This is a genomic window from Candidatus Clostridium eludens, assembly GCF_045310515.1.
GTDB lineage: Bacteria > Bacillota > Clostridia > Clostridiales > Clostridiaceae > Clostridium_B > Clostridium_B eludens.
Genome location: NZ_JBJHZX010000098.1, coordinates 1 through 4,490, shown reverse-complemented (window position 1 = coordinate 4,490; position 4,490 = coordinate 1). Strand labels below are relative to the sequence as shown.

The window sequence follows — 4,490 nt, the reverse complement described above, 5'->3', positions numbered from 1 at the left end:
ATTTTGAGGATATGGAAAATAAAAAATCTTTCTATGTTTCAAGACTTAAACCTAATATAGCTGTATATGTAAAAAATGAAAATGTTGAATATCTTAAAAATGGACAACCAAGGAAGTCAAGTGTTTATAAGAGATTGTTTTTAAAGGACGTGGCAAGTAAAATGCAGGAAGGCCAAATTAAGGAAATACCAGATGCATTTGTTGGGAGAACTGAAAAGCGCAAAGTACGTCTAATAATCTATAAACTTACCAAAAGCCAATTTAAAGAACGGAAAGAAAAAGTCTTTAGAAATGCTAAAAAGAAAGGTATTAAGAAAAGTGCTAATACAATTGATTTGATGGGAATAACAATATACATGACCAACATATCAAATAACATATTGATTACAAAACAAATACATGATATTTATTCATTAAGATGGCAGGTTGAACTAATATTCAAGATATGGAAGTCAATATTTCACATATCTAGTGTAAAACCAGTAAAAATTGAACGTTTCAAATGCCAATTATATGGTAAACTTATTTTACTAGTTTTAAGCTCCATAGTGATGTCTAAAATGAGATCTGAACTCTTAAAAAAGAAGAAGTTTGAAACAAGTGAAATTAAAACAGCACAAATAGTGCATGAATATGTTCAAGAGCTGTATTTTAGCTTTATGACACCTTCAAGTAATTTCAAAGTTTTAACAAGAATATATAACTGTATATGTAAAAATGGGCGGAAATCGCACCGTAAGGACAAAAAGACCTTCTTTGACATTCTTGGAGTCTCCTACAACCATCAAGAAAGAAGGTGTGAAACCGCCGCATAAAACACTTTTATTATATTATAATTTAAAGTTCGTGTCTTCAAAAAATCATAAATACAGGAGCTTTTTTGATATGCAAAAAATCGTATTAAAATAGTATTTATTCTAAAATTTGTAGTAACATGAATTTATTTTGCCTTAATCTCTTACACCAACTGATTTACTTCATTATTCTCGTGTCTTAGCTTGATGGCCATGTGGCGACACTCCATATAGACTTTTGACCGCCTAGGTACATAGTGGTAATATAGAAGATAATGATAAAAAAATATAATAATTTTCACTTTGTCACAAAATTCATATAGAACTAATTGTTTATAGTCAAAAATGGAGGATACTGATGTTAATTAAAAAAAAATTTTTTGTAATTATCTTAAGTAGTTTATTTTTGTGCGTAATTTTAAGTTGTAGCCCTGTTTTTGCGCAAGATAGCAATACAGCAACAGAAAGATTATATGGAAGTGATAGATATGAGACTTCTGTTGCTATTAGTACTGCTGGTTGGGTACATTCCAATACAGTTATTATCGCATCAGGCCTTAATTATCCAGATGCTCTATCAGCATCTGCACTGGCCAAAGTAAAAGATGCTCCGATACTATTAACGGATACAGATGCATTGGAGCCAAGCATTATAGCTGAAATAAAAAGACTGAACGCCACTCAGGCCATTATAATAGGTGGTACTGGTATTATAGGTACCGGTATAGAGGAACAGTTAACAGGTTTAGGAATTAGCATTACTCGAATTGGTGGAACCGATAGATACGATACCTCTGAAAAAGTTGCAGAAATTGTTGGGGTTAAAAATGGAATCATAGTCTCATCAGCCTTAAACTTTCCGGATGCACTATCAATAGCTCCAATTGCAGGTATAATGGCAATGCCTATTTTAATATCTCCTGAGCATTCCTTAAATGAAAATATTGCAGCATTTATAAAGGGAAAAAGTATACCTGTATCATATTTAGTTGGAGGAACTGGTGTTTTAGACTCCACTATAGACTCAAGTCTTCCAAATAGTAAGAGAATTAGTGGTGATGACAGATATGCGACTAATCTAAGTGTTAATAATCAATTTTCAGGGAACTTGAATTTTAATACAATTTACTTGGCATCGGGAAATGATTTTCCGGACGCATTATGTGGTGCAGCTTTGGCGGCAAAAAATGACGCACCAATATTTTTAACAGATAAAGACTCAATTTCAGAGGCAACTATTAATTTTATAAAAAGCAAGAATGTACAACATGTTGTGATCTTGGGCGGAAATGGATCAGTAAGCCAGAATTTACAAAATACAGTTGATGCTATTATTAGTACTAGCAATGTAGTCCAGCCAGCATCAGTTAGCTTGGACAAAACTACAGATACTCTAACAGTAGGTGGAACAGATACGTTAACATCAACGGTAACTCCTGACAATGCAACAAATAAAGCCGTAACGTGGACATCGTCAAATAATGCTATAGCAACAGTAGATGCTACAGGAAATGTAACAGCAGTAAGTCCAGGAACTGCTACAATTATAGCTACCACAGCAGATGGAGGTACTACTGCAAGTTGTACGGTTACTGTTAATAATCCGATAGTTGAAGCTACATCAGTTAGTTTGGACAAAACTACAGATACTCTAACAGTAGGTGGAACAGATACGTTAACATCAACGGTAACTCCTGACAATGCAACAAATAAAGCCGTAACATGGACATCGTCAAATAATGCTATAGCAACAGTGGATGCTACAGGAAATGTAACAGCAGTAAGTCCAGGAGCTGCTACAATTATAGCTACCACGACAGATGGAGGTACTACTGCAAGTTGTACAATTACTGTTTTCAATCCTGGACCAGGACATATGTTAATTAGCGAATTATTAGTTAACTTTACGGCAAGTTATGAAGGGTATAGTGCTATACCATATGGAGGTGCAGATTCGCAAAATTCAACAATTGGATATGGACATGTTATACTACCAGGAGAAAAGTACTCTAATTTAACCGAACAACAAGCATGGAATTTATTGATGAAAGATTTACAAAGTACTGCTAATGGAGTAAATAGTTTCACTGATAGCCTTACTTTAAGCCAGCAACAATTTGATGCACTAGTAGATTTTGCATACAACTGTGGTGTTAATGCTTTACAAGAGTCTACATTATTTAATGATATAAGTGCCGGTGCTTCTGCTGATACATTAAAAACTGATTTCCAGATCTGGTCATACTGTAATGGTACTCCACTTATAGGATTATATCGACGTAGAATAGATGAATGGCAAATATATACATCCGGGGATTATACTAGAGATTATCCAACAGCACCTGCTGGATATGTCTAAAAAATTTTTTGTATCATATTTAAGATATCCCTTTTATAAAATTGAGTTTGCATTCAAAATATAGTAGCATATATTCTAAGATGATAATATGTTAAAAAATCAAAATGCTGGAGGACAGGTGATTATTGTGAAACGCACATTTATTAGTCTATTCTTAATTGTAATTTTAATTATGACAATGGCAGCTTGTAAAAACAACAGTGCTAATATTAATAACCTTCAAACTGGAGATTACGTGAAACATAACATTATTACAAATAGTTCAACATATATGACGAGTAAAAATAATAAACCAGCTATAAAAAATCAGTCTGATCAAAAAGAAACTTATTATGGTGAATGGTCAATTAAGAAACAAATAGCCTATGGACCTGTAAGCACATATAGCAATGATGCTATCAAAAAAATGTTAGGTAAAAAGCTTACTTATTCAGATGAAAAAGCAATGTATGAAACTAAGATATGTGAAAAACCTGCCTACAAAAAATCAATTATTTCTCAGAAAGATTTTGAGTCAAGTAACAAAGTTAAATTTAGCAATTTAGGAATAACTGATAACGCGATAGTTCAGGTTGTTGTATACACTGACAGCCGTCATAAGGATACTTGGAACAGTACTGGTTGTACCTTTTATATTAAAGACCAAAATACATTAATTTTATTTGATGGCGGGGCATATTTTGAACTCGATAGAGAAAGCTACATTGGGTAACGGTATCACACCGTACTAAAAGCATCACTAAATCAAAAATAAACGGGAATGACGGTGTATAGCCCGTCCTCTTTTAGTATGTTATATCTTAAAAAGAGCTTTATTACAGCCCATATCATGGTAATAGGGGTAATGGGAGCATTTATGTCATCTACTGCAATCCGTTATGTTATATTAATAGGGGTAATCCTAGGGTAGCTACGATAAACCGCAAACTCAATTACTTATTTTGAAGTATATGCTAGGTGTCCTATTGTATTTAGACAATTGTCCAATCAAAGTACCCATTAAAAAATAAGATTAGAGTGTTTTCACTCTAGTTGCTGGACGAAATGAGAAAAACGTTAAAAGAGCATGAACTATGGGAAACATATCAAATTTCATGGTAAGATGTAGTTGACAAACTTGTTAAGGAGATGAACACATTGTTTAATGATATGGAAAAAGATAATAACTCTGTGCTAAATAATCCATAACGATCAATAACAGAAACTTCGGCCTAGTCTTAAGCTGGAGTTTTTGCTTTGCATAAATAGATAACCCATAAACGGATTAACCCCCTCGTTTTGGACAGAATCTAATAAATTCTTCATTTCTCTTAAATTTAGACCCTTATTTGAATATT

The 4,490-nt window shown here is 33.1% G+C and carries 3 protein-coding genes; all 3 read left to right on the top strand.

The window, feature by feature from the left end:
- A partial coding sequence (locus ACJDU8_RS25130; protein ID WP_406794926.1) for a transposase occupies window positions 1–815 on the top strand: 815 nt, incomplete at its 5' end.
- Between the two features lie 337 nt (window positions 816–1,152).
- The gene (locus tag ACJDU8_RS25125; protein WP_406794925.1) at window positions 1,153–3,153 is read left to right on the top strand and encodes a cell wall-binding repeat-containing protein; all 2,001 of its coding nucleotides are present in this window, start codon (window positions 1,153–1,155) and stop codon (window positions 3,151–3,153) included.
- Between the two features lie 127 nt (window positions 3,154–3,280).
- Window positions 3,281–3,865 (top strand): hypothetical protein, encoded by a 585-nt coding sequence (locus tag ACJDU8_RS25120; RefSeq protein WP_406794924.1) that lies wholly within the window; start codon window positions 3,281–3,283, stop codon window positions 3,863–3,865.
- The last annotated feature ends 625 nt before the right edge of the window (window positions 3,866–4,490 follow it).